The following is an 18507-nucleotide window of genomic DNA, read 5'->3' on the forward strand; positions in this document are numbered from 1 at the left end:
TGCCTGTTTTTGAAGTGGTCGTGTCGGGCCGTCCACCTCGGGTGAGGTGGGCGATTTCGCGCGAAATCGCCGTCTCCCACGCGGGGCGGGTGGCGATTTCGCGCGAAATCGCCAGGTCTGCCACCCGTGCGAGCTCTTCGGAGCAGGAGGCCGAGTCGTCGCGGCCCGTTCAGTTGTGTGCGGGCTCTTCGCAGGTGCCGGAATAATCGTGATTCGGCCCGTCGCGATCGATCTACCTGCGGTCGAAGCGTCCGGAACGCGTTGCGTCTAGGAAGGAAGTCCATGTCGTGGTGTCGAAGTCGAGCACGACATCCCCGGTGAGGCCCTTGCTGTCGCGGACGCCGACACGCGGGGGGACGGACCGGTTCACCTCAACGCAGTTTCCGCCGTTGGGGCCGCATGACGAGGTGGCTCGCCACGCCTTTTGGTCGAAGGAGGGCCTCGACGCCGACTCGCGGTGGCACATGGGTGCGTCCTCTCTGCTAGACGGCGAGATCAGGTTGAGGATACGATTAATCGCGGAAACCTGGGAGGTGTCTATGCCGCTCGGCCCTGCCGGGAGCGTGTCCTGCGAGAGTCGCCACGAGGAGTCGGCTGTCGCGGATCGTGTGTGGGTTTTGCTTAGGAGTGCGCGGGTGACGCGGCGTCAGGCACACGCGATCGTGGCCGTGGACTGGCAAGCGGGCGTTGCCCGTGCGGCCTGCGGGCTCGTCTTGACTCCCGAAGCTATCGAGAATATTCCGCCTGGTGGTTGCATGCCGTGCGAGCGGTGCCTCGGCGCGACACGGGTTTCCACGGCTCCGGCAATCGCTGCGGGCGCCTGATTACACTCGCGGCTCGGTCATGTCGAGGCCTTCCCAACGGGGCGCGACCAAAGGTTAGGAGAGTTGGATGCATCCATTTCATTGGGTTCCGGCCAGCGGAGAGCGTCATGCCAGCACGGCTCCCCGACCTCATGGTGGCTACCCGGCCGGTACGCCCTTGACGACGTTGTGCGAACAGCGGATCCACGCCGAAGTCGGCGACATCCCATGGCTGTGGAGCACGTGCGTCAGCTGCAATGCCGAGGCCCACCGGCTCGTCGGCGCAAGCCGATAACTTCGCCTTCTCCCCGAACATGCTGCGTGGCTGGACGATCCACGAACGCGTTCGAACCAGCCGCGGCAGCCGCCCGTCCCGGTCGTCCTTGCGGATCTCCACGATGCCGGGCGGCACGGATCAAGGGCTGACCGGCACCGCATCGTCGGTGGCCCGCTCCGGCCATGCCCGCGCAACTCCGCTTTCTGTCCGGAGTTCCGCAGGCGGCCGATCTGGTTGTTCTGTCAGGGTTTGCGGGCCATGCCCACCCAGACCACCGAATCGTTGGGGCTGTCGAACTCGATGACCGGTGCGTTCTCGCCGCTCTCCTCGGGGTGCCACAACGGCGTCCAGGTCATGCCCGGTTCGACCAGCGGTAGATCGCCGAAGAACTTCTCGATCTCGTCGTGCGGTCGCCAGAGCACCGGTGTCGCGGACTTGTCGTACATCTTGCCGAATTCGGCCATTTCGCGTTTGCGGACTTCCGGCACTCCGTCGGCCGTGCCGTGGGAAATCGCCAGGTACGAGCCGGAGGAGAGGAGTTCCCGGTAGCGGGCCACTGCTTGTGGTCCGATGTCGGCGCCGTCGGGTCCGGGTTGGGTGACGTGCAGGACGGCCATCAGCAGCAGTGCGACCGGTTGGTCGAGGTCGACCATGCCGGTTTCCTTCACCCGGCGCCACAACAGGTCTGGGTCGCGCAGGTCGGCGTGGATCACGGCGTGGCGGGCGGTGACGTTTTCGCGTTCCAGGAGGATTCGCGAGTGCGCGACGGCGACCGGTTCGTTGTCGATGTAGACGCAGTTGGCGTCTGACACGAGTTCGTCGGCGACTTGGTGCGTGCTGCCCATGGTCGGGACGCCGGAACCGATGTCGACGAACTGGCGCACGCCCTGCTTGATCAGGTAGCGCACGACGCGGTGCAGGAACAGGCGGTTGGCTTTGGCCGCGGGGCGCACGAACGGGAACTTGGCGAGTGCCTGTTCACCGAAAACGCGGTCGATGGCGTAGTTCGCCTCTCCGCCGAGGTAATAATCGTAGACGCGGGCGACGTTGGGGTGCTCCAGGTCTACACCTTCTAGCGGGAAGGCATCTGCCTCCGGCTGGCTCACGACGTCAACCCCTTCTGCAGTACCGGCGATCGGCGCTCATCGTAGCGATCATTGCACTGAACGTTTGCGCAGCAGTCTGCCACCGGTGGTCCGCGCGGTCACGAGCTGATCGGTTTTAATCACCTGTCGAGCTGCTGACTGCGGTGTTCGGGGCTTACGACCTGGGTGTGCCGTACCAGCGCCACGTGGTGAGACTGGGATGCCCGGCCAGTTCGGCGCGTCCAGTGGCCCACAGCAAGGTGGGCCGCGGGGCGTTGCGAGCAGCACGTTGCCCCATCGTCCGGGTGGTCAGGAAGGAGCTCGGGGTTCGGCGGCATCCAGTCCTGGTCGTCCGTCTGCCGCCGGGGTGAGGGTCCGGCCCAGCGAGCTCAGCAACACGGACGTGTCATCTCGGCTGCTGGTGGAATCGGATGCGTGCCGCAGCCAGTCGAGCATGCGATCGGTGGCCGAATCCCGCGCGGCCGGGATTTCTTCTTCGGACAGCAACTCGGCGGCGAACGAACGCAGCAGGCCGTGCAGCCGGTATCGGCCGGTGGTGGCGGCGCGCTGCAATAGGCTGGCGTCGGCGAGCTCGGTGAGCGCGTCCCGCGTCGTCGCCAGGTCCAGATCCACCGTTGCGGCGGCCAGCGGGGCGGCGAAGTCGGGGCGAGGTATCAGCGCGAGAAACCGGAAAACGCGCCTGGTGGTCGGGTGGAGCTGGCGGTAGGACTGCGCGAAGAGGGGGCGGAGGTGCACGTCCCCCGCGGTCAGCGTGGACAGCCGCCGGTCGGAGAGCTGTGTTGCCAGTTCGCGGATCGCCCACTGCGGCCTGGTGGCCATCCGGTTGCCCGCGATGCGCAACGCGAGCGGCAGATTTCCGCACAGCGCCGCGATGTGCGCCACCGCTGCCGACTCGGCCGTCGCTCGCCGGGCACCGATGATCTCGCTCAGCAGCGAGACCGCGTCGTCGCCTTCCAGCACATCCAGCGGCAGTCGGTGGGCGGCGTCCAGTCCGGCCAACGTGCGGCGTGCGGTGATCAGCGTCAGGCACCCGCCACCGGTCGGCAGCAGCGGACGCACCTGCGCCTCGTCGGCGGCGTTGTCCAGCACGAGCAGCACACGGCGCTCCCGCGTGACGGTCCGCCACAGCCCAGCCCGCTCATCGAACGACGGCGGCAGGGCGGCTTCCGCGACGCCGACCGCGCGCAGCAAGCGTTCCAGGGCGGCGGTCGGGGACAGCGGCTGTTCGTCCATGCCGCGCAGGTCGAGGAAGAACTGACCCGCCGGGAACTCCTTCCGCAGCAGGTCGGCCGCCGCCACCACCAGGCTGGTCTTGCCGACTCCCGCGAGCCCGCTGATCACCGCGATCGAGTCGGTCCGGGATTCCGCGGTCGCTCGCAGCAGGTCGAGTTCGGCGCTCCGGCCGAGGAAATCCGTCGTCTTCCTGGGGAACGCGCACACCGCGCTGGCCTGTCGGGAAACCGGGTCGGTGCCCCGCCGTCGCCCGTGTCGTGCCGAATCGAGGAAGCGGTCGCGGTCGGCTCCCACCAAACCCAGCGCATCCGCCAATGCTTCGGTGGACCGCTGCTGCGGGCCGCGGGTCCGGCCGCGCTCGATGTTGCTGATGGCCCGGATGCTGACCTGCGCGGCATCGGCCAATTCCTCTTGTGTCCAGCCCGCAACCCGTCGATATTGGGTGAGCAGTGCGCCGAAGTCGATGGCTGCCACTGCGTCGGTACGCCTCGGATCCAGGCCCCTGTCCATGGGGCTTGCATATCAACGGGGGCTGGGTTCGACCGCTGCGGTATGCCCGAAAGTACCTTCGCATTGCCCGATCGGCACAACCGGCAGAAGTGCGGCCGGTCATTTGTGCCGGTTGATGTTCCTGGTTTTCCGCCCTCGCCGCGAATAGCCTTCGCTGACGTCACGGGCTTTGGCAGCAACGTGGGCTGCGGCGAGGTCGCCGTGCCGCGTGATCGATTCCGGTCGCGCGCATCCACCACTGGCCGGGCTGATCGACTCGGGGGTTCGATGTATCTCGGATCGGAAGAACAGGCCGCTCCGGCCGTGCGGGCGGCCGTCTCGGGGCCGACCGGCGGGGCTTTCGGCGAGCAGGTGCGTTCCGGCGGAATCGTGCTTGAGCCGGGAGTCGGCGAGCGACTGCTGGCCGCGCTGGACGATTACATCGCGATGGCTGACGAGAGCCTGGCGAAGGCCCGCACCATGTCCAGAGCGGCGCCGCTCGGCGACAATCCGGTGGCCCATGCGATGGCGGAGAAGTTCAAGCAACGCGCCGACGGCGGCGCCGGGTCTCTGGTTGACTCCCTCGACACCTACCTCGCTTCCCTGACGGACGCGCGCGATGCGGTGCAGGAGGCAATGCGCCGCTACGCCGACGACCAACAGGCCCAAGCAGCAGAATTGCGCCGAATAGCCCGCTGACCGGATTTCCCGGCGACCCTCGAAGGACGTTTTCGTGAGCGATGAAGCTGTGGTGCAGCGCCCCGGCACGGTTGGCACCACGGAGGCGGCACCGGAAGTGCCCGAACCGGACCGGGTGCTCACGGACCCCATCAACTGGGCCGCGATAACACACCGCGACCTGTTCATGTCCGTGCACAAGGACAACGAACCCGCGAAGGCGCAGGAGCTGGCGCGGGAGTGGACCGGTCTCGCCGACACCGTCGACGAGGCCGCCACCGGTTTCGAGGACGCGGTGCGGCAGAGCGGGGCGGGATGGCAGGGCGAGGCCGCCGAGGCCGCCCGCGCGCACCTGCTGGAGCTGGTCCGGCAAGGTGCGGACCTCGCCGCCACCAGCCGTGGCATCGGGGCCTGCCTCGTCGAGCAGAGCACCGTGATGGAGCGGGCGAAGCAGGCGATGCCCGAGCCGCTGAACTTCGATCTCGATCAAGCGATGCGCACCGGCTTCACCTCGGGCGGACTGCAAGGACTGACCATGTCGGCGGTCGCGCTCAAGTCGCTCAGCGACGCGTCGAACGCCCGGCACCAGCAGGCCGTCGATGTGATGACCACCATGGAGGCCGATTCGCGGACGGTGGACGGGAAGGTGCCGGGCTTCGCCCAGGCCGGGCTGCGGACCCGGTCGCAGCTGGCACCGGAGCCCGTGCTCGCGCCGGAAAACGCGCCGCAGAAAGCGGAAACCACGCCCCGGGAAGCGGCACAGCCGCTGGTCTCGTCGGGCGCCGCGGCTGCGCCGCCCGCGGATCCGCCGACGCTCGCCATGCGGCCGGTGGAGAGTCCGGCCGCCGGTGCTCCGGTGCCGTCCGATGTTCCCCCGGCGGTGCCAGCCGGGACCACGGCGGCGTCCGCCGCGACCGCACCGCCCCAGTACACAGGGCCCCAACACACAGGGCCCCAATACACAGGGCCCCAATACACAGGGCCCCAATACACGTCGCCGCAGTCCGCACCACCCCAGTACGCACCACCTCAGTACACCGGGATGTCCGGCAGCGTGCCGAACGCCTCCACACCGATGTCCTACGGTGGTGGGGCGGCACCGGTTGCGAAGCAGTGGGCCCAGAACCCGTCGGCGCCGAGCGGCCAAAACCCGACCCAGGCACCGCCGGGCAACGCGGTGAGCGGCACCGTGCGCATGCCCAGGCCTGGTAAGCCGACGCAGTCGACGGACGCGCCGACCAAGAGGCTGCGAGTCCAACGGTCGGGGTCCGACCAAAGCCAGCCCGGCATGCGCCCGGAGGACTTCGTCCCCGGCAGCCCCATCCCCGGTGGACCCATCCCCGGTGGGCCCGGTGCCGAAGTACCGCATTCCGGTGGCTATCGCCCGGACGGCTTGCCGCCCAACAACTTCCGACCCGATGGCCTTGGCGTGCAGGCTGGCGGGCCGCCCGGTCTGCCGGTCCCGCCGCCGCCCGGTTCGCCGGTCCCGCCGGGCATGGGTTCGCCGGTCCCGCCGGGTGGTGAGCCGCCCAAGGTGCCCTTCAACGGGAGCGCGGGGGCGACGTTCTCACCAGGTGGTGGCGCGTCGGCGTTCTCGCCGGAAAGCAGGCCGCTCGCGCCGGGCGGCACCAGCGCGGCGACCCCCGGTGTCGGCACCGCGGGCGCGGCTGCCGCGGCAGCATCCCAAGCCGGAGCACCCGGTGGCGGTGGTGCGCCGGGTACGACTGGCCAGGGCGGTGGCGCTTACGGCATGCCGATGGGGGGTGGGGGTGCGCCGGGTATGCAGCAGCAGGGCAGCAGGGACGCCGAACGGCAGTCCCGGAGCTACCTGAAGGAAGAGGGGATCTTCGAGCACCCGGATCGTGGCGCGCCCGTGGTGTTCGGCGAGAAGTTCAAGAAGAAGCAGGACTAGCGGCGGTGGGAAACGAGATGGGATCAGCCGACTTCCTGCTGTCGACGCGCGAGTACGACGTGCTGTGGTCCGATTTGGGCTGCGGGCCCGCGCCGTACCCGCTGGCAGTTGCCAGTCACGGTGCGACCGAAGCGGAGCGCGCCGAGATCCGGGCCGACGAGCACCGCGCGCTCAGCCGCCGCGGACTGTTCGGCAAGTCGGCGGGCGCCGAGTTGGAGAGCCTGCTGCGGCTGCTGGCCAGCCCGCGATTCCTGATCGATTCGGCGGGTTTCACCGACCAGCCGATGCGCGCGGTGGCGGCGGGCAACGGCCGGTCGGCGGTGCTGGCCGAGCTGTCCGAGCGGGGTCTCGCGCTGACCTCGATCCGGCCAACGGCGTTGGCCGGTGAACTGGTCGGCCTGCTGCCGGACGCCGAACCCGGCCGTGGCCGGTCGATCGCGATCCGCCACAGCGACCTGCGGCGGGCCACCGACGAGGACGAGGACGATCCGCTCGGACCGTTCGACGAGCGGGACGCGCTGCTGCGTGCCGGGGTGCCCGTCGAGGACGCCAACCGGCTGTTGCAGTTGGCCGAGAACCGCACCTGCGGCGGCCAATTCGGGGTGAGCGTCGCCGCCGAACGCTCGTCGGTGCTGGTCACCTGGTTCGACAGCGAAGGCGGCCGCTACCTGATGGTCCGCGACGGCGACTGGCTGAGCATCGCACCCGCCGACCGCGGCAAGATCACGCAGCGCCTGGACGAGGTGCTCGCCGCACACACCCGGTAGTCGCGTCGGCGGCAGCACCTCTGCCGAGGTTCGCGCGAGCAGCACGAGCGCCAGATCGTCGACGGCCCTACCACCCGGGCAATCCGTGTTGGCCGGATGGTCGGTTCCGGGTGGGGAAGGGCTGGTGTCCGGCTGGGTTTGCGGCATGGTGGGTCGACCGGATGGTGTGGCGGAGGTGGCTGTGGCGGCCGGAATTCCCTCGGATTCCGAGGCGATGTTGCGGCAGTTGGAGGTGGAGATGTCGGCTGCTCGCTCCTACGTTCTCCAGCGCCGCGCGGCGGGGGATGAGCGGGCCGCTCAACTCCACGTCGTGTGGATCGATCTGCTGCTGGACGAGTGGATTCGCTGTCGGCTTCCGGCCCACGTCGCTGACCAGGGCAGAAGTGGCGTAGAGATGGCGTAGAGAATGTGTGAAGCCCGCCTCGGCACACTGGGACCACAATGTCATGGAGTGTGGGGGATCCTGATGGACCGAGTGCGGGTGGTCGTGCAGGCCGAAGACCCGATCACCCTGGCCGGTTTGGCGAGTTGTCTGAAATCGGGGGCGGGACTGGCCGTGGTGTCCAACCCGGACGCGGCCGATGTGATCGTGTTCGCCGCGCCCCGCGTCAACGCCAAGGTTTTGGCTGACCTGCGGCAGTCGGCGCAACGCGTCGCCGCGCCCCGGGTGCTGGTGACCGACGAACTCGACCCCGCCGACGTGCGCGGTGCCGTCGAGTCCCGCGTGGTGGCAGTGCTGCCGCGCGCGGCCGCGACCGGCGCGCGGTTGATCAACAGCGTGGTCGCCGCGGCCAACGGCGGCGTGCTGTCGCCGGACCTGCTGGGCGAGTTGGTCAAACAGGTCGACGACCTGCAACGGGAGACGCTGGCACCGCGCGGTCCGAACGCTGCCGGGCTGACTTCCCGGGACGTTGACGTGCTGCGGTTGATGGCCGACGGGCTGGACACCGCGGAGATCGCGGAGAAGTTGTGCTGCTCCGAACGGACCGTCAAGAACGTGATCTACGGGATCACCAGTCGGCTCAACCTGCGCAACCGGCAGCACGCGGTGGCCTACGCCGTCCGCACCGGAGCGATCTGAACGGGGAACGGGCGCCTGAGCGGGCCGTTCTCGTTCGCGGTTCCGGAGGGCGGTCATCGGCGGCGGTTTCGGTGGTGCTGGACGATCAGGATGCCGCCCAACGCCATGGTGGCCAGCCCGAACCCGGTTGCGATCAGGATGCTGAGGTTTGAAATCCTGGAGAACACTGCGGTTCCGGCCGCGCAGATCACGAGCGCCAGCCAGATCAGGGGGCAGGGGCCTGCACTGCGTCCTTCGGCTGCACGGAGCTTCCGAGGCACGTCGGAAGGCGACGTGCCGTCGCAAGAGTCGGTCATCGGGTGCTCGGCAGGTCTGTGGCCGCCATGCCATGCCGACGTTAGGGAGCTGACGTAGTCCGTCGCGATCCCGCGAACCTCGACAGCGGCTTGTAGCGTGCGGATCAGTGGATTTGCCATGGGGAGACGGCGAAGACACATCATGGGTTCGCGCTTCGGCTGAACCGGTGCCGCGCAGTTCACGTGTTCCCCGTGAGATTTGATGACAGCACCAGGGGTGCGGGTAGTGCCCGCTTGCAACGTATCGTTCGGAGGGGGAATTCGGATGACGGCCGAAGTCGAATCGATAGGGAGCTCGATGGACCTGTCGATGGAGAGGGACCAGGAGAAGCGGTTGCGCGTGGCCGTGTGGGCAACGGATCCCATCACGCTGATCGGACTGACCGAGACGCTAACGGACAGCCTGGAGGTCTTCGTAGCGACGGACGAGTTCGCCGACGAGGTCGATGTGCTGCTGTTCGCCACCGACCGAGTCACCCCGGAAGCCCTGGCCAGGATGCGCGAAGCAACTACCCGAACCACCGCTCCGGCAGTCCTGGTGACCAGCGGAATCGGCCGGTCCGACCTGCTGCGGGCAGTCGAGTGCCGGGTCGTCGCGGTGCTGCACCGCAGTGCGGCCACCACCGAGCAGATCGTCAACTCGATCCGAGTCGCGGCCGCCAACGGCGGGATCCTGCCGACGAACCTGCTCGGGGAACTGCTGCGACAGGTGCAGACGCTGCAACGCGAAGTCCTGGCGCCGCGCGGGCTGAACTCCGTTGGTCTCACCCCGCGCGAGATCGACGTGGTGCGACTGCTGGCCGAAGGATGCGACACCGAGGAGATCGGAAAACGGCTGTGCTATTCGGAGCGCACCGTCAAGTACATCATCAACGCGATGTCGAGTCGCCTGAAGGTGCGCAATCGCCCGCAGTTGGTCGCCCATTGCCTGCGGGCCGGAGTTATCTGAGCGTTTTCCGGGAATCCGGGAATTTCACGTGCTTTCCTGCGTATCGACCAACAGCGGGTACACCTTTTGACACCTGGCGCTGATAAATCACGCGCAGTTGTACTCGCCCGATCTCGTTCGCTGTCATTGCTCGAATGGCTCTGATGCCCGGAAATACTTGTACGCCTTACGTTTTCCCCGGTGGACTCCTCATCGAAATCGACCGTCCAGACGGCGGCGTCAACGCCCGGGTTCTTGTGACACCTGCACCGGGGCGGGCTAGGGCCGCAGCACCCGTGAGCACAACGGGAACGTGGGAACAGCTCGATCAGCTGCCCGGTGTGGCCAACGACACCACTCAAGCTCTTCGGTCGGTGGCGGCGGTTCTGAGCAGCTCTGGGCCCGACCCTTGCCGCAGCGGACTTGCCCGAAAGTCCGCTCGGTCTGCACGTATGTTTCTTGCGAACATCGCCGAGCTTCCTCGAAGATCGGTTTCGAATGCCCACGATGAGAGCAAGGCCTGGACTGCTTGCCTGTCGCACCGACTGGTCTCCCGGTAGATGTCACTGCTTGTACCGATCTGGTTTCAGGCGGTCCGAAACGGCTCGATCTCGGCAACTGGCCGCTGCCGCGTTCGGTAAAACTTGACCCGAAGATCAGTTCGCCTCACTCCAAGTAGGACGTATGAGCAACCCCTCTAGTCGACGCGCGGAGCTCGAAGCCCGCAACGCCGCCATGCGCGAGAACATGACCTCGCTGCTGGAAGGTATCAGCCGCCAGACCGAACAGCTCAAACAAGCTCAGGAACAGGCCGTTGCGACGACCGGGAAAGCCTCCTCGGACGATGGCCTGGTCACCGTCCAGGTCAACTCGGCGGGAATCGTCACCGACCTGCAACTGAGCTCGTCGGCCTTCCGGTCCACCACCCCGCGGAAGCTCTCCGAATCCATCGTGCTCACCATCCAGGCGGCCGCCCGGAACGCACGCGCGCAAGCCGACGAAGCCTTCACACCGATCCTGGCGAACATGCCGGACCTTCCGGACTTCTTCGCGGACGCCCCCTCGCTGAAGGATCTGATCCCGGCGGCACCGGAAGTTCCCTCCGGTGTCGCCGACGATGCCGACGACGATGATGACGACGAAGACGTGGAAGACGAGTTCTTCGCGTCCCGGCGGGAGAACGGAAACTACTGATGGCCGATGGCATGAAGGTGGACCCCGAAGCCCTGCGGGCGAGGTCGCCGAAGTTCGCCGCTGCCGCCGACAAGCTCAGCAAAGCCTTCGAGGACCTCAAGGTCGTGCAGGATGCCGAAGGCCCGTGCTGGGGCGACGACGAGCCCGGCACGCAGTTCAACACCGAGTACACCAAGGCCCTCGACGAAGTGAACAAGGGCCGGGAGTTCCTCGTGAAGAGCCTCGACACGACGAAGGACGAGCTGGACAAGACCGCTGACCAGTGGCAATCGGACGACGAAGGCTCCGCCGAGAACATTGACAACGCGGGGAGTGCGATATGACCATCACGATGCCTTCCGGCCTGCAGGAACTCGCCTCGGTCGTCGTGGGCGCGGACTTCCCCCAGGGAGATGAGGACGCCCTGCGGCGGCTCGCGGACGCCTGGGCGAAGTGCGCCGACGAGGTGGAGTCGGTGCTCGGTGATACCGAGGCCGCAGTCAAGGACGCGCTGAGCACGATGGAAGGGCAGACCGCCGAAGCGTTCAAGAAGTACGGCGACAGCCTCAGCCAAGGCGAGGAAGCTCCCCTGGTGGTGCTCCAGACGCTGTGCGAGAAACTCAGCGAAGCCTGCGACAACGTCGCTCTCGAAGTCGAGTACACCAAGATCAGCATCATCACGGCGTTGGCGTTGCTGTTCGCCCAGATCGCCGCGATGCTGGCCCTCGCCGTCGTCACCTTCGGCGCCAGCACGGCCGCGATCCCCGCCGCGCAGGCCGCGACCCAGACCGTGGTGCGCGCCATCATGCAGGCTCTGTTGAAGATGATCCAGGAGATCATCAAGCAGATCGTGATCAACCTGGGCGTCAACCTCTTCATCGACGGGGCCATCCAGGTCGGCCAGATGGCGGCGGGCGACCGGAAGGAATGGGACACCAGCAAGACGGGCGCAGCAGCCCTCTCCGGTGTGGCCGGTGGTATCGGTGGCGGGATCGCCAGCGGTGTTTTCGGCGGGATCGCGAAGAACTTCGGCGGGAAGATCTTCGACGACGTGATCAAGCCCATCTCCGACAAGTCCCCGGGCCTCGGTGGCAAGGCGGATTGGGGCGGCTCCATGCTGGGCGGCATGGCCGGTGGCACCGCAGGCGGTGTGATGGGCGGTGCGCTGAACAACCAGTTCCAGGGCAGCGAGCACAACGAGCAGTCCCTCGGTTCCGCGGCGCTCGGTGGCGCCATCGGTGGTGGCCTAGGCGCGGCCGCAGGCTACAAATCGGGCCTGGAGGGCAACACGCCCACCGGTTCATTCGATTCCGCCCCGGGGCAGACCCCCGGCTTCAACGCACCGGACTCCAACACCAACACCGGCGGCTCGACACCCGACCCCGGCAACGCGCCGCCGCAGAGCGGTCAGTCTGGGTCTGATTCGAGTGCGAATACGTGGCAGGAGTGGGATGAGGCTCCGCCGTTGGATCCGGAGGGCACGCCGTCGCAGTCCGGGTCTGATTCGAGTGCGAATACGTGGCAGGAGTGGGATGAGGCTCCGCCGTTGGATCCGGAGGGCACGCCGTCGCAGTCCGGGTCTGATTCGAGTGCGAATACGTGGCAGGAGTGGGACGAGGCGCCGCCGCTGGATCCGGAGGGCACGCCGTCGCAGTCCGGGTCTGATTCGAGTGCGAGCACGTGGCAGGAGTGGGATGAGGCTCCGCCGTTGGATCCGGAGGGCACGCCGTCGCAGTCCGGGTCTGATTCGAGTGCGAATACGTGGCAGGAGTGGGACGAGGCGCCGCCGCTGGACCCCGAGCCCACGCCCGAGCCTGGCGCTGGCAACACCCCGGTCCAGGATGTCGGTTCCACACCGGTGAACAACCAGGGTGGTTGGGAGGACTGGAAGAACCCGGAGGAGTGGAAGACACCGTTGACCGGGCTCCCGCTGCACATGGTCAATCCGGGTGATGAGCAGTACACCGTGGATACCGATGACCTCGATCTGACCGAGCCGCCGAAATCCGGCTCCTAGGAAGCCGGGAAGCCCGTGAGGACGAACTTCTAACCGATCGGAACGCTTTCCAGCGGAACTCCACCACGACCAGCCCAGCCCCGGAAACGACTCCCGCGGAGGACGTTTCCGGGGCTGAGCTGGCTACCCGACCGTGCCCACGGTCACTGCCCCTTTCCTGGAACCCGTTGCGCGGTAGGTCACCGCGCCGTCGCGGACGGCGCCATGGCCGGGGCGGGGGAAGAACATCGCGCTGCGGTGGACAGTGCGGGTAGCTCGCTCGGGGGACAGCCGTCAGCGCGGCGCCACCAGGCCGGTGCGGTGGGCCAGCACCACCGCCTGCACCCGGTCGCGCAGGTCGAGTTTGGTCAGGATGCGCGACACTTCGAAGGCGAGCTGGCGATTCCCCTGTCGGACTGGATGTTTCGCGTCATCGCGGGATCGCACCACTCGGCGAGAGCGCCGTTGTCCGTTGGGTCTCCGGTGCTGTGCCGGAAGCGGTCGTGCCGGGTGCTGAACTGGCTCATCCGGGCCTCGGCGCGCCGAAGGTCCCAGAACGCTCCTATCCGGTTGTAGGTCGAGAGCGGGGACGCCAGCGCGGCCCGGGCCTCGTCGGGCAGACCGCGTTCCGCGAGGAGGAGCGCGGCATCCTCCTCGACAGCGGCGAGATCGATCACGCGCCCGACACGCCGGTAGTGGTCTGCTGCGGTGAAGATGTATTCGAGGTCGCGGGTGAGAAGTCCCCGGCAGTGCAGAGCCGCGGCCGCACGTGCCAGGGACGGGGCGTCGCTGGCCTCGGACTCGCACACCCGCAATGCGGCCGCGGCCCGCTCCGAATCGCCCAGCCGCAACGCCAACCGGACCAAGCCGGGCAGCCACCGGTACCGATGCGTCATCGGCGCGAAATCCGGTTCGAGGAGGGGAGTGAGCCAGTCCAGCGCCTCCGGCAACCGGCCCTGCTGTTCGGCCAGCAGGGATCGCGTCACGAGCACGAAATCGCCACCGGGCTGGAAACGGAGCACGCGATCCGGCGACCACTGCCCAGCCGAGTGCAGATGCGCCAGCGCCGAATCCTGGTCGTCGCGGCGTGCGGCGATCAGCGCCGCGACTCCTCGCACGATCGCGGAAGCACCTGGCCGAGCCAGCAAGTAGGATTCGTTCTCCTGCGCGCATTCGGTCACCGCGCTGACCCTGCCGAGTGCGTCGTCCCACATCCCCAGCCAGTAGTAGTGCACGGCGGCGGTGATGGACACCTCACCGGGCAGCGCGTGCGATGTCGCGTAGTGCTCGGCAGCTCGCAGCGCTCCCAACGGATCGTCGAGGTGGTCGAGGCTCTGCAGCGCAACCAGCGTGTCGTTCAGGGCCAACTGCCACAGGTCGGTCAGTTCGGGCACCGAGGTGAAGGCGTCCGGCGGTCCGTCAACCGGTTGCGCATCCGCGTGTTCGCCGCAGTCCCCGGGATCCAAGGCGGCGAGCAGTGGCCGGTACCGGTTCTTCCACGTGGCAGGAACGCGGTTGTCCCGCATGGCCGGACGGATCTCGCGGAGCGCCGCACCGAAGTGGCCCTTGCGGTAGCGCACATAGCCGAGGACCAAGCGCATCTCCGCCGCGAGCAAGCTATCGCCGGTGTGCGCCAACACGTACTGCGCCACGTTCTCGAACACGCGGCCCAGCGAGAACATCAGCCTGACGAAGATCGCCGCGAAGCGTTCCCGCGCCGCATCGGGTACTGAGCTGCGATTGAGCACGGCGCGCAACAAGGTCGTCGCGGTGTGTGGTGCGGTCTTGGCCAGGTCAGCGGCATTGACCAGCAGCCAGTCGACCAGCCAGGAGTCCGCCGTCTCCGGCCCCGCCAACAACTGGTCCGCGACCCGCGCGGCGGGCGCACCGGCCTTGGCCAGAACTTCTGCCAGCTGCCGGTGCAGCGCCAGCCGCACCGCCTTGGGGATCTTGGCGTAGAAAACCTGGTGTACCACGGGGTACCGAAAAGCGAGGAGATCGCCGGATTCCTCCAACAGCCCGGCGGCGCAAGCTTCGTCGACCACTCCGTTCAGTTCCGAGGCCACCTTGCCGAGCGCGGTCGCGACATCGATCAGCGAGAACCGCTCGCCGAGCAAAGCCGCCCACCGCAGGAATTCCACGGCGGGGTTGGACAAGCACGGCAACTGGCTCGCGACAGCCGACAGCGCGGCATCCGGAACCACCTCGCCCAGCGCGGGATCCGCCGCTGCTCGGCTGTCGGTGAAGCGGATCGAGCCCGAACGCAGCAGACCGTTGACGATCTCCCGGGCGTACAAGGGGTTGCCCCGCGCGCCGTGGACCAGCTTCCGCAACTTCGCGTTGACCGGTAGCCCGACGATCTTCTCGGCGAGTTCGCAGACCGCCGACTCCGGCAAGGGCCCGAGCGGGAGCACTTCGGCCTCGGAGCGGGCCCGGAGTCGTTGCAGTTCGGGCCGCCACGGTGTGGGTCGGCAGGCCCCGATGAGCAACAGCGGCAGCCGCCGACTGGCTTGGCGCAAGCGTTGCCAGACCAACAGGGTCGCGTCGTCGGCCCATTGCAGGTCGTCGAGCACCAAGATCAGCGGTGCGTCCGCGCACAGCTCGCTGGTCAGGGAAAGAAGTCCGTACACCGCGGCCTGCACGCGATCGGCGCCAACCAGGACACCGCGCGCGCCGTCGCCCAGTTCGGCGGCGACCGAGGCACGCCGGGGATCGGGCGAGTTCGCTTCCACCCCGAAGCATTCCAGCAGGACGCGCAGCGCGGCTGGCTGGTCGATCTCGTCGCACCCGCCCCAGAGCACCTGGCAGCCGGAATCGGCGGCCCCGGCGAGTCCTTCGGCCAGCAGCCAGGACTTCCCGACACCGGGCAGTCCTTCGACCCGTATCGACTGCCCATGTCCGGCAAGGACCCGGGACACAGCATTGCGCAGGATGGCCACCTCGTCGGTTCGGCCGACGAACTGCTCGGGCTTGCTCGGCTGCCGGGCCTCGGCACACGGGGCCTCGGCACACGGGGCCTTGGGCGGTGTCGGCTTCGCGGCAGAACCCTGAGTCGTGGTGCGGGTGAGCGCCGGATCATCGGCCAGGATGCGCCCGTGCAATTCGCGCAGCCGTTGCCCTGGTTCGGTACCCAGCTCCTCGATCAGCGTCCGGCGGGTATCGCGGAAAACCGCCAAGGCGTCGCTCTGCCGACCGCACCCGTAGAGCGCGAGCATCAGCAGACCGCGCAGCCCTTCGCGCAACGGATGTTCGCGCGCCAGCACGGAGAGTTCCGCGACGATGTCGGCATGTCCTCCGGTGGAGAGCATGATCTCGGCGCGCTGTTCCTTCGTCGTGAGGCACAGCTCGGTGAGCCGGGCTCGCTGCGAGGTGGCGAATGGGCCGCCAACACCGGAGAGCGCCTCGCCCTTCCACAGGTCCAAAGCGGAGTTCAGCATCTCGATGGCGCCGCTGGCGTCCTGGCGGGCCCAGCGGTCTTGGGCGCGTTCGCGGTAGTCGGTGAAGCGGTGCGCGTCGCACGCCTCGCGCGGAATTTGCAGGCAGTAACCGGACCCAACGGAGGTCACGAGTTGGGCGGAGCGTCGCGAGCGCCCGGGCTCAAGTGCGCGGCGGATGTCGGAGATGTACGTGTAGATGCTGCCTTTGGCGCTGGCCGGGGGAGTTTCGCCCCACACCGCGTCGATGAGCTCCTGCCGCGAGACGGTGCGGTTGGCGTAGGTCGCCAGCACGGCCAGGACCGCCCGGCGGTGGGCCGAACCGAGCGGGAGTTCATCGTTGCCCCGCCAGGCTCGTACCGGGCCGAGCAACTCGATGTTGAGTCCGGCCATTGTCATCGGATCCCCCCGGGTCCTCGACCAATCACCTCTGCGCGCGAACCATACTCCTGAATGGCGGCGGGTTCTGTGACGGCGGGTTAACGGATTCGCCGAAATACGATGTCCGATAAGCGAACCCAGTTTGAAAAAGTGCTCGTTTGAGCATGAATCGTCGCCATCTGCTCGTATGAGCACGAATTGTCGACGGTGCTGTGCCTGGTCGTGGCGACCGACCCGGCACGATTCACGACAGTTCGGCGCATGCCACGATTTTGGGCCGGTCGGATCGACCCGTTCGCAACTCGGCTTTTCCTGTTGTAATTTCCGCGGAATTCGGAGAACATCCTTTGTGGACTTGTGGATTCCCTGTGTTCCGCTGGCTGTCCACGGGAGTTGAATTATCGGAAATGGCCTGATTTCACGGCGCTTCCGCGAGTTGGAACTTTCGGTTCTTTCGGGCAACGGCTTGCACGGTTCAGGCAAACGAGGACCACGATTCTTGATTCCGTTGGCGCTGATCGTGAATCATCGGTGGCCGGGAGATTCCCATGTAGACGGTGGAGTGGGCGCGCGTCAGCAGCTCCTCGCGGAGTTCCACATTCCGAGGCAACCAGCGAAGAAGACAAGATTCATGAGACACAGCGGAGGTAGTCCCGCTCCCGATCGCGGGTCGATCACCGAACCTCCAGGTGGACGCCCCGCTCGACTGCACGAGATCGATCTGCTGCGGATCACCGCAGCCCTCGCGGTGGTGTTCTACCACTACACCTTCTCGGGATTCGGCAAGGGTTTGACCGAGGTCGACTTCCCGAGCGCGAGTGAGTTCACCAGGTACGGATACCTCGGTGTCGACCTGTTCTTCGTGATCAGCGGGTTCGTCGTCCTGATGAGCGCGTTGAACCGCAAACCCGAGCAGTTCGTGATATCGCGGATCGTGCGGCTGTACCCGGCGTACTGGGTCGCGGTCACCCTCACGTCGATCGTGTCGGTTCTGTTCAGTCCCGACCTGTTCCCGGTCTCGCCGGTCCAGTACCTGGCCAACATGACGATGTTCAACTCCCCGCTCGGGGTCGCCAGCGTCGATGTCGTGTACTGGACGCTGTGGGCGGAGCCGCGGTTCTACCTGCTGACCTACCCGCTCTACCTGGTCCACGTCCACATCGGTTTCATCGTCTTCGGGATGCTCCAGGACGTGGTCAACCCGTACGTGCTGCTCTTCGGAACGGTCGCGTTGATGTGCCTTGTCGCCACCGTCCTCCACCGCGCGGTGGAAAAGCCGCTCGCGCCGTTGCTCAAACGCCAGCTCGAACGCCCGGCCAAGGCGGTCAGGAACCGCCTGTCCCGCAACGGCTTCGACCAGCCGACCGTTCCCATCGCCGCGCCGAGTCCAATCCGGGATCGCGGCCACGCCGACCGGACAGGCACCTGAACGGGGCCACCACGACTGAACCGCAGATGAGCCACCAGCGCGCCGACTCACCCCGGGGGATCCCATGACCGTGCCCGGCCCGCCCTCGACGCGAGCGAGGTCAGCAGGCACGTCGCGAGGTGCCGTGAACGCCGAGGCGGTCGTCGACCTCGACGCCATCGCGGAAAACACCGAGTTGATCTCCAGTGCGGCTGGGGCCGCCGTCATGGCGGTGGTGAAGGCGGACGGCTTCGGCCACGGCATGGTGCCCGTCGCACGGACCGCGCTGGCGCACGGAGCGAGCTGGCTCGGTGTCGCCACCACCGCGGAGGCCCTCCAACTCCGCGGCGCGGGCATCACCGCCCCGGTGCTGAGCTGGTTGCACGGTCCCGACGAGGACTTCCGCCCGGCGATCCTGGCCAACGTGGATCTGGTTGCGCGCCGAATTCGGGGCGGTTCGCTGGTGGGGGCCTACTGGAGCACGTCGTCGACGATCTGCTTGGTCGACGGCACGGAATGGGCGAGGAATCGGTAGTTTCGGGGCG

General features: G+C 67.5%; 17 protein-coding genes and 1 pseudogene. 12 read left to right on the top strand and 6 right to left on the bottom strand.

Annotated elements, in window-relative coordinates:
- Window positions 1–232 precede the first annotated feature (232 nt).
- A complete protein-coding gene (locus ACTWQN_RS22665; RefSeq protein ID WP_443205549.1) occupies window positions 233–466 on the bottom strand; it encodes a DUF397 domain-containing protein in 234 nt (77 codons plus the stop codon).
- 425 nt (window positions 467–891) lie between these two features.
- On the opposite strand from ACTWQN_RS22665, the gene ACTWQN_RS22670 reads away from it, so the two are divergent.
- A complete protein-coding gene (locus tag ACTWQN_RS22670; RefSeq protein ID WP_443205550.1) occupies window positions 892–1098 on the top strand; it encodes an HC3 family zinc finger protein in 207 nt (68 codons plus the stop codon).
- Between the two features lie 224 nt (window positions 1099–1322).
- Here the strand turns inward: ACTWQN_RS22670 and ACTWQN_RS22675 are convergent, their stop codons facing one another.
- The gene (locus tag ACTWQN_RS22675; protein WP_443205551.1) at window positions 1323–2186 is read right to left on the bottom strand and encodes an SAM-dependent methyltransferase; all 864 of its coding nucleotides are present in this window, start codon (window positions 2184–2186) and stop codon (window positions 1323–1325) included.
- A gap of 288 nt (window positions 2187–2474) precedes the next feature.
- Window positions 2475–3929 carry a helix-turn-helix domain-containing protein gene (locus tag ACTWQN_RS22680; protein WP_443205552.1) on the bottom strand — a complete coding sequence of 485 codons (1455 nt, stop codon included), beginning with the start codon at window positions 3927–3929 and terminating at the stop codon, window positions 2475–2477.
- A gap of 42 nt (window positions 3930–3971) precedes the next feature.
- Here ACTWQN_RS22680 and ACTWQN_RS22685 point away from each other — a divergent pair, with 42 nt between their 5' ends.
- The 5 genes from ACTWQN_RS22685 (at window position 3972) to ACTWQN_RS22705 (ending at window position 8346) form a co-directional block, all read left to right on the top strand.
- The gene (locus ACTWQN_RS22685) at window positions 3972–4607 is read left to right on the top strand and encodes a hypothetical protein (RefSeq protein ID WP_443205553.1); all 636 of its coding nucleotides are present in this window, start codon (window positions 3972–3974) and stop codon (window positions 4605–4607) included.
- Between the two features lie 34 nt (window positions 4608–4641).
- On the top strand, window positions 4642–6498 hold the full coding sequence (locus ACTWQN_RS22690; protein WP_443205554.1) for a WXG100 family type VII secretion target: 1857 nt from the start codon (window positions 4642–4644) through the stop codon (window positions 6496–6498).
- A 17-nt stretch (window positions 6499–6515) separates the two neighbouring features.
- Window positions 6516–7265: an ESX secretion-associated protein EspG gene (locus ACTWQN_RS22695; RefSeq protein WP_443205555.1), complete on the top strand. Its 750-nt coding sequence runs from the start codon at window positions 6516–6518 to the stop codon at window positions 7263–7265.
- Between the two features lie 124 nt (window positions 7266–7389).
- Window positions 7390–7668 (top strand): hypothetical protein, encoded by a 279-nt coding sequence (locus ACTWQN_RS22700; RefSeq protein WP_443205556.1) that lies wholly within the window; start codon window positions 7390–7392, stop codon window positions 7666–7668.
- Between the two features lie 63 nt (window positions 7669–7731).
- Window positions 7732–8346, top strand: coding sequence for a helix-turn-helix transcriptional regulator (locus tag ACTWQN_RS22705; protein ID WP_443205557.1), 615 nt, complete (start codon window positions 7732–7734; stop codon window positions 8344–8346).
- A gap of 53 nt (window positions 8347–8399) precedes the next feature.
- On the opposite strand, the gene ACTWQN_RS22710 is transcribed toward ACTWQN_RS22705, so the two are convergent.
- Window positions 8400–8762 carry a hypothetical protein gene (locus tag ACTWQN_RS22710; RefSeq protein ID WP_443205558.1) on the bottom strand — a complete coding sequence of 121 codons (363 nt, stop codon included), beginning with the start codon at window positions 8760–8762 and terminating at the stop codon, window positions 8400–8402.
- Between the two features lie 145 nt (window positions 8763–8907).
- On the opposite strand from ACTWQN_RS22710, the gene ACTWQN_RS22715 reads away from it, so the two are divergent.
- The 4 genes from ACTWQN_RS22715 to ACTWQN_RS22730 all read left to right on the top strand — a co-directional run bounded on the left by ACTWQN_RS22715 (window position 8908) and on the right by ACTWQN_RS22730 (window position 12760).
- A complete protein-coding gene (locus ACTWQN_RS22715) occupies window positions 8908–9591 on the top strand; it encodes a helix-turn-helix transcriptional regulator (protein WP_443205559.1) in 684 nt (227 codons plus the stop codon).
- A 663-nt stretch (window positions 9592–10254) separates the two neighbouring features.
- On the top strand, window positions 10255–10764 hold the full coding sequence (locus ACTWQN_RS22720; RefSeq protein WP_443205560.1) for a YbaB/EbfC family nucleoid-associated protein: 510 nt from the start codon (window positions 10255–10257) through the stop codon (window positions 10762–10764).
- Window positions 10764–11087 carry a WXG100 family type VII secretion target gene (locus ACTWQN_RS22725; RefSeq protein ID WP_443205561.1) on the top strand — a complete coding sequence of 108 codons (324 nt, stop codon included), beginning with the start codon at window positions 10764–10766 and terminating at the stop codon, window positions 11085–11087. The genes ACTWQN_RS22720 and ACTWQN_RS22725 overlap by 1 nt, the downstream gene beginning before the upstream one ends.
- Entirely contained in the window at window positions 11084–12760 is a 1677-nt protein-coding gene (locus ACTWQN_RS22730) for a WXG100 family type VII secretion target (RefSeq protein WP_443205562.1), read from the top strand. The genes ACTWQN_RS22725 and ACTWQN_RS22730 overlap by 4 nt, the downstream gene beginning before the upstream one ends.
- Window positions 12761–13033: 273 nt before the next feature.
- On the opposite strand, the pseudogene ACTWQN_RS22735 reads toward ACTWQN_RS22730, so the two are convergent.
- Both ACTWQN_RS22735 and ACTWQN_RS22740 read right to left on the bottom strand, forming a co-directional pair.
- Window positions 13034–13123, bottom strand: a pseudogene (locus ACTWQN_RS22735) (DNA-binding response regulator); the annotation flags it as partial.
- Window positions 13108–16572 (bottom strand): ATP-binding protein, encoded by a 3465-nt coding sequence (locus ACTWQN_RS22740; RefSeq protein WP_443205563.1) that lies wholly within the window; start codon window positions 16570–16572, stop codon window positions 13108–13110. The pseudogene ACTWQN_RS22735 and the gene ACTWQN_RS22740, both read right to left, overlap by 16 nt.
- A gap of 613 nt (window positions 16573–17185) precedes the next feature.
- On the opposite strand from ACTWQN_RS22740, the gene ACTWQN_RS22745 reads away from it, so the two are divergent.
- Window positions 17186–17983, top strand: coding sequence for an acyltransferase family protein (locus ACTWQN_RS22745; RefSeq protein WP_443205564.1), 798 nt, complete (start codon window positions 17186–17188; stop codon window positions 17981–17983).
- Window positions 17984–18107: 124 nt separating this feature from the next.
- Window positions 18108–18497, top strand: coding sequence for an alanine racemase (locus ACTWQN_RS22750; protein WP_443205565.1), 390 nt, complete (start codon window positions 18108–18110; stop codon window positions 18495–18497).
- Window positions 18498–18507: the final 10 nt, after the last annotated feature.

This window comes from Saccharopolyspora antiqui, assembly GCF_052246905.1.
Taxonomy (GTDB): domain Bacteria; phylum Actinomycetota; class Actinomycetes; order Mycobacteriales; family Pseudonocardiaceae; genus Saccharopolyspora.

Excerpts from the sequence above, each read along its gene's own strand:
- ACTWQN_RS22665 (WP_443205549.1), bottom strand. The coding sequence starts at position 466 with ATGTGCCACCGCGAGTCGGCGTCGAGGCCCTCCTTCGACCAAAAGGCG.
- ACTWQN_RS22670 (WP_443205550.1), top strand. The coding sequence starts at position 892 with ATGCATCCATTTCATTGGGTTCCGGCCAGCGGAGAGCGTCATGCCAGC.
- ACTWQN_RS22680 (WP_443205552.1), bottom strand. The coding sequence starts at position 3,929 with ATGGACAGGGGCCTGGATCCGAGGCGTACCGACGCAGTGGCAGCCATC.
- ACTWQN_RS22685 (WP_443205553.1), top strand. The coding sequence starts at position 3,972 with ATGCCCGAAAGTACCTTCGCATTGCCCGATCGGCACAACCGGCAGAAG.
- ACTWQN_RS22695 (WP_443205555.1), top strand. The coding sequence starts at position 6,516 with ATGGGATCAGCCGACTTCCTGCTGTCGACGCGCGAGTACGACGTGCTG.
- ACTWQN_RS22705 (WP_443205557.1), top strand. The coding sequence starts at position 7,732 with ATGGACCGAGTGCGGGTGGTCGTGCAGGCCGAAGACCCGATCACCCTG.
- ACTWQN_RS22710 (WP_443205558.1), bottom strand. The coding sequence starts at position 8,762 with ATGGCAAATCCACTGATCCGCACGCTACAAGCCGCTGTCGAGGTTCGC.
- ACTWQN_RS22715 (WP_443205559.1), top strand. The coding sequence starts at position 8,908 with ATGACGGCCGAAGTCGAATCGATAGGGAGCTCGATGGACCTGTCGATG.
- ACTWQN_RS22720 (WP_443205560.1), top strand. The coding sequence starts at position 10,255 with ATGAGCAACCCCTCTAGTCGACGCGCGGAGCTCGAAGCCCGCAACGCC.
- ACTWQN_RS22725 (WP_443205561.1), top strand. The coding sequence starts at position 10,764 with ATGGCCGATGGCATGAAGGTGGACCCCGAAGCCCTGCGGGCGAGGTCG.
- ACTWQN_RS22730 (WP_443205562.1), top strand. The coding sequence starts at position 11,084 with ATGACCATCACGATGCCTTCCGGCCTGCAGGAACTCGCCTCGGTCGTC.
- ACTWQN_RS22740 (WP_443205563.1), bottom strand. The coding sequence starts at position 16,572 with ATGACAATGGCCGGACTCAACATCGAGTTGCTCGGCCCGGTACGAGCC.
- ACTWQN_RS22745 (WP_443205564.1), top strand. The coding sequence starts at position 17,186 with ATGAGACACAGCGGAGGTAGTCCCGCTCCCGATCGCGGGTCGATCACC.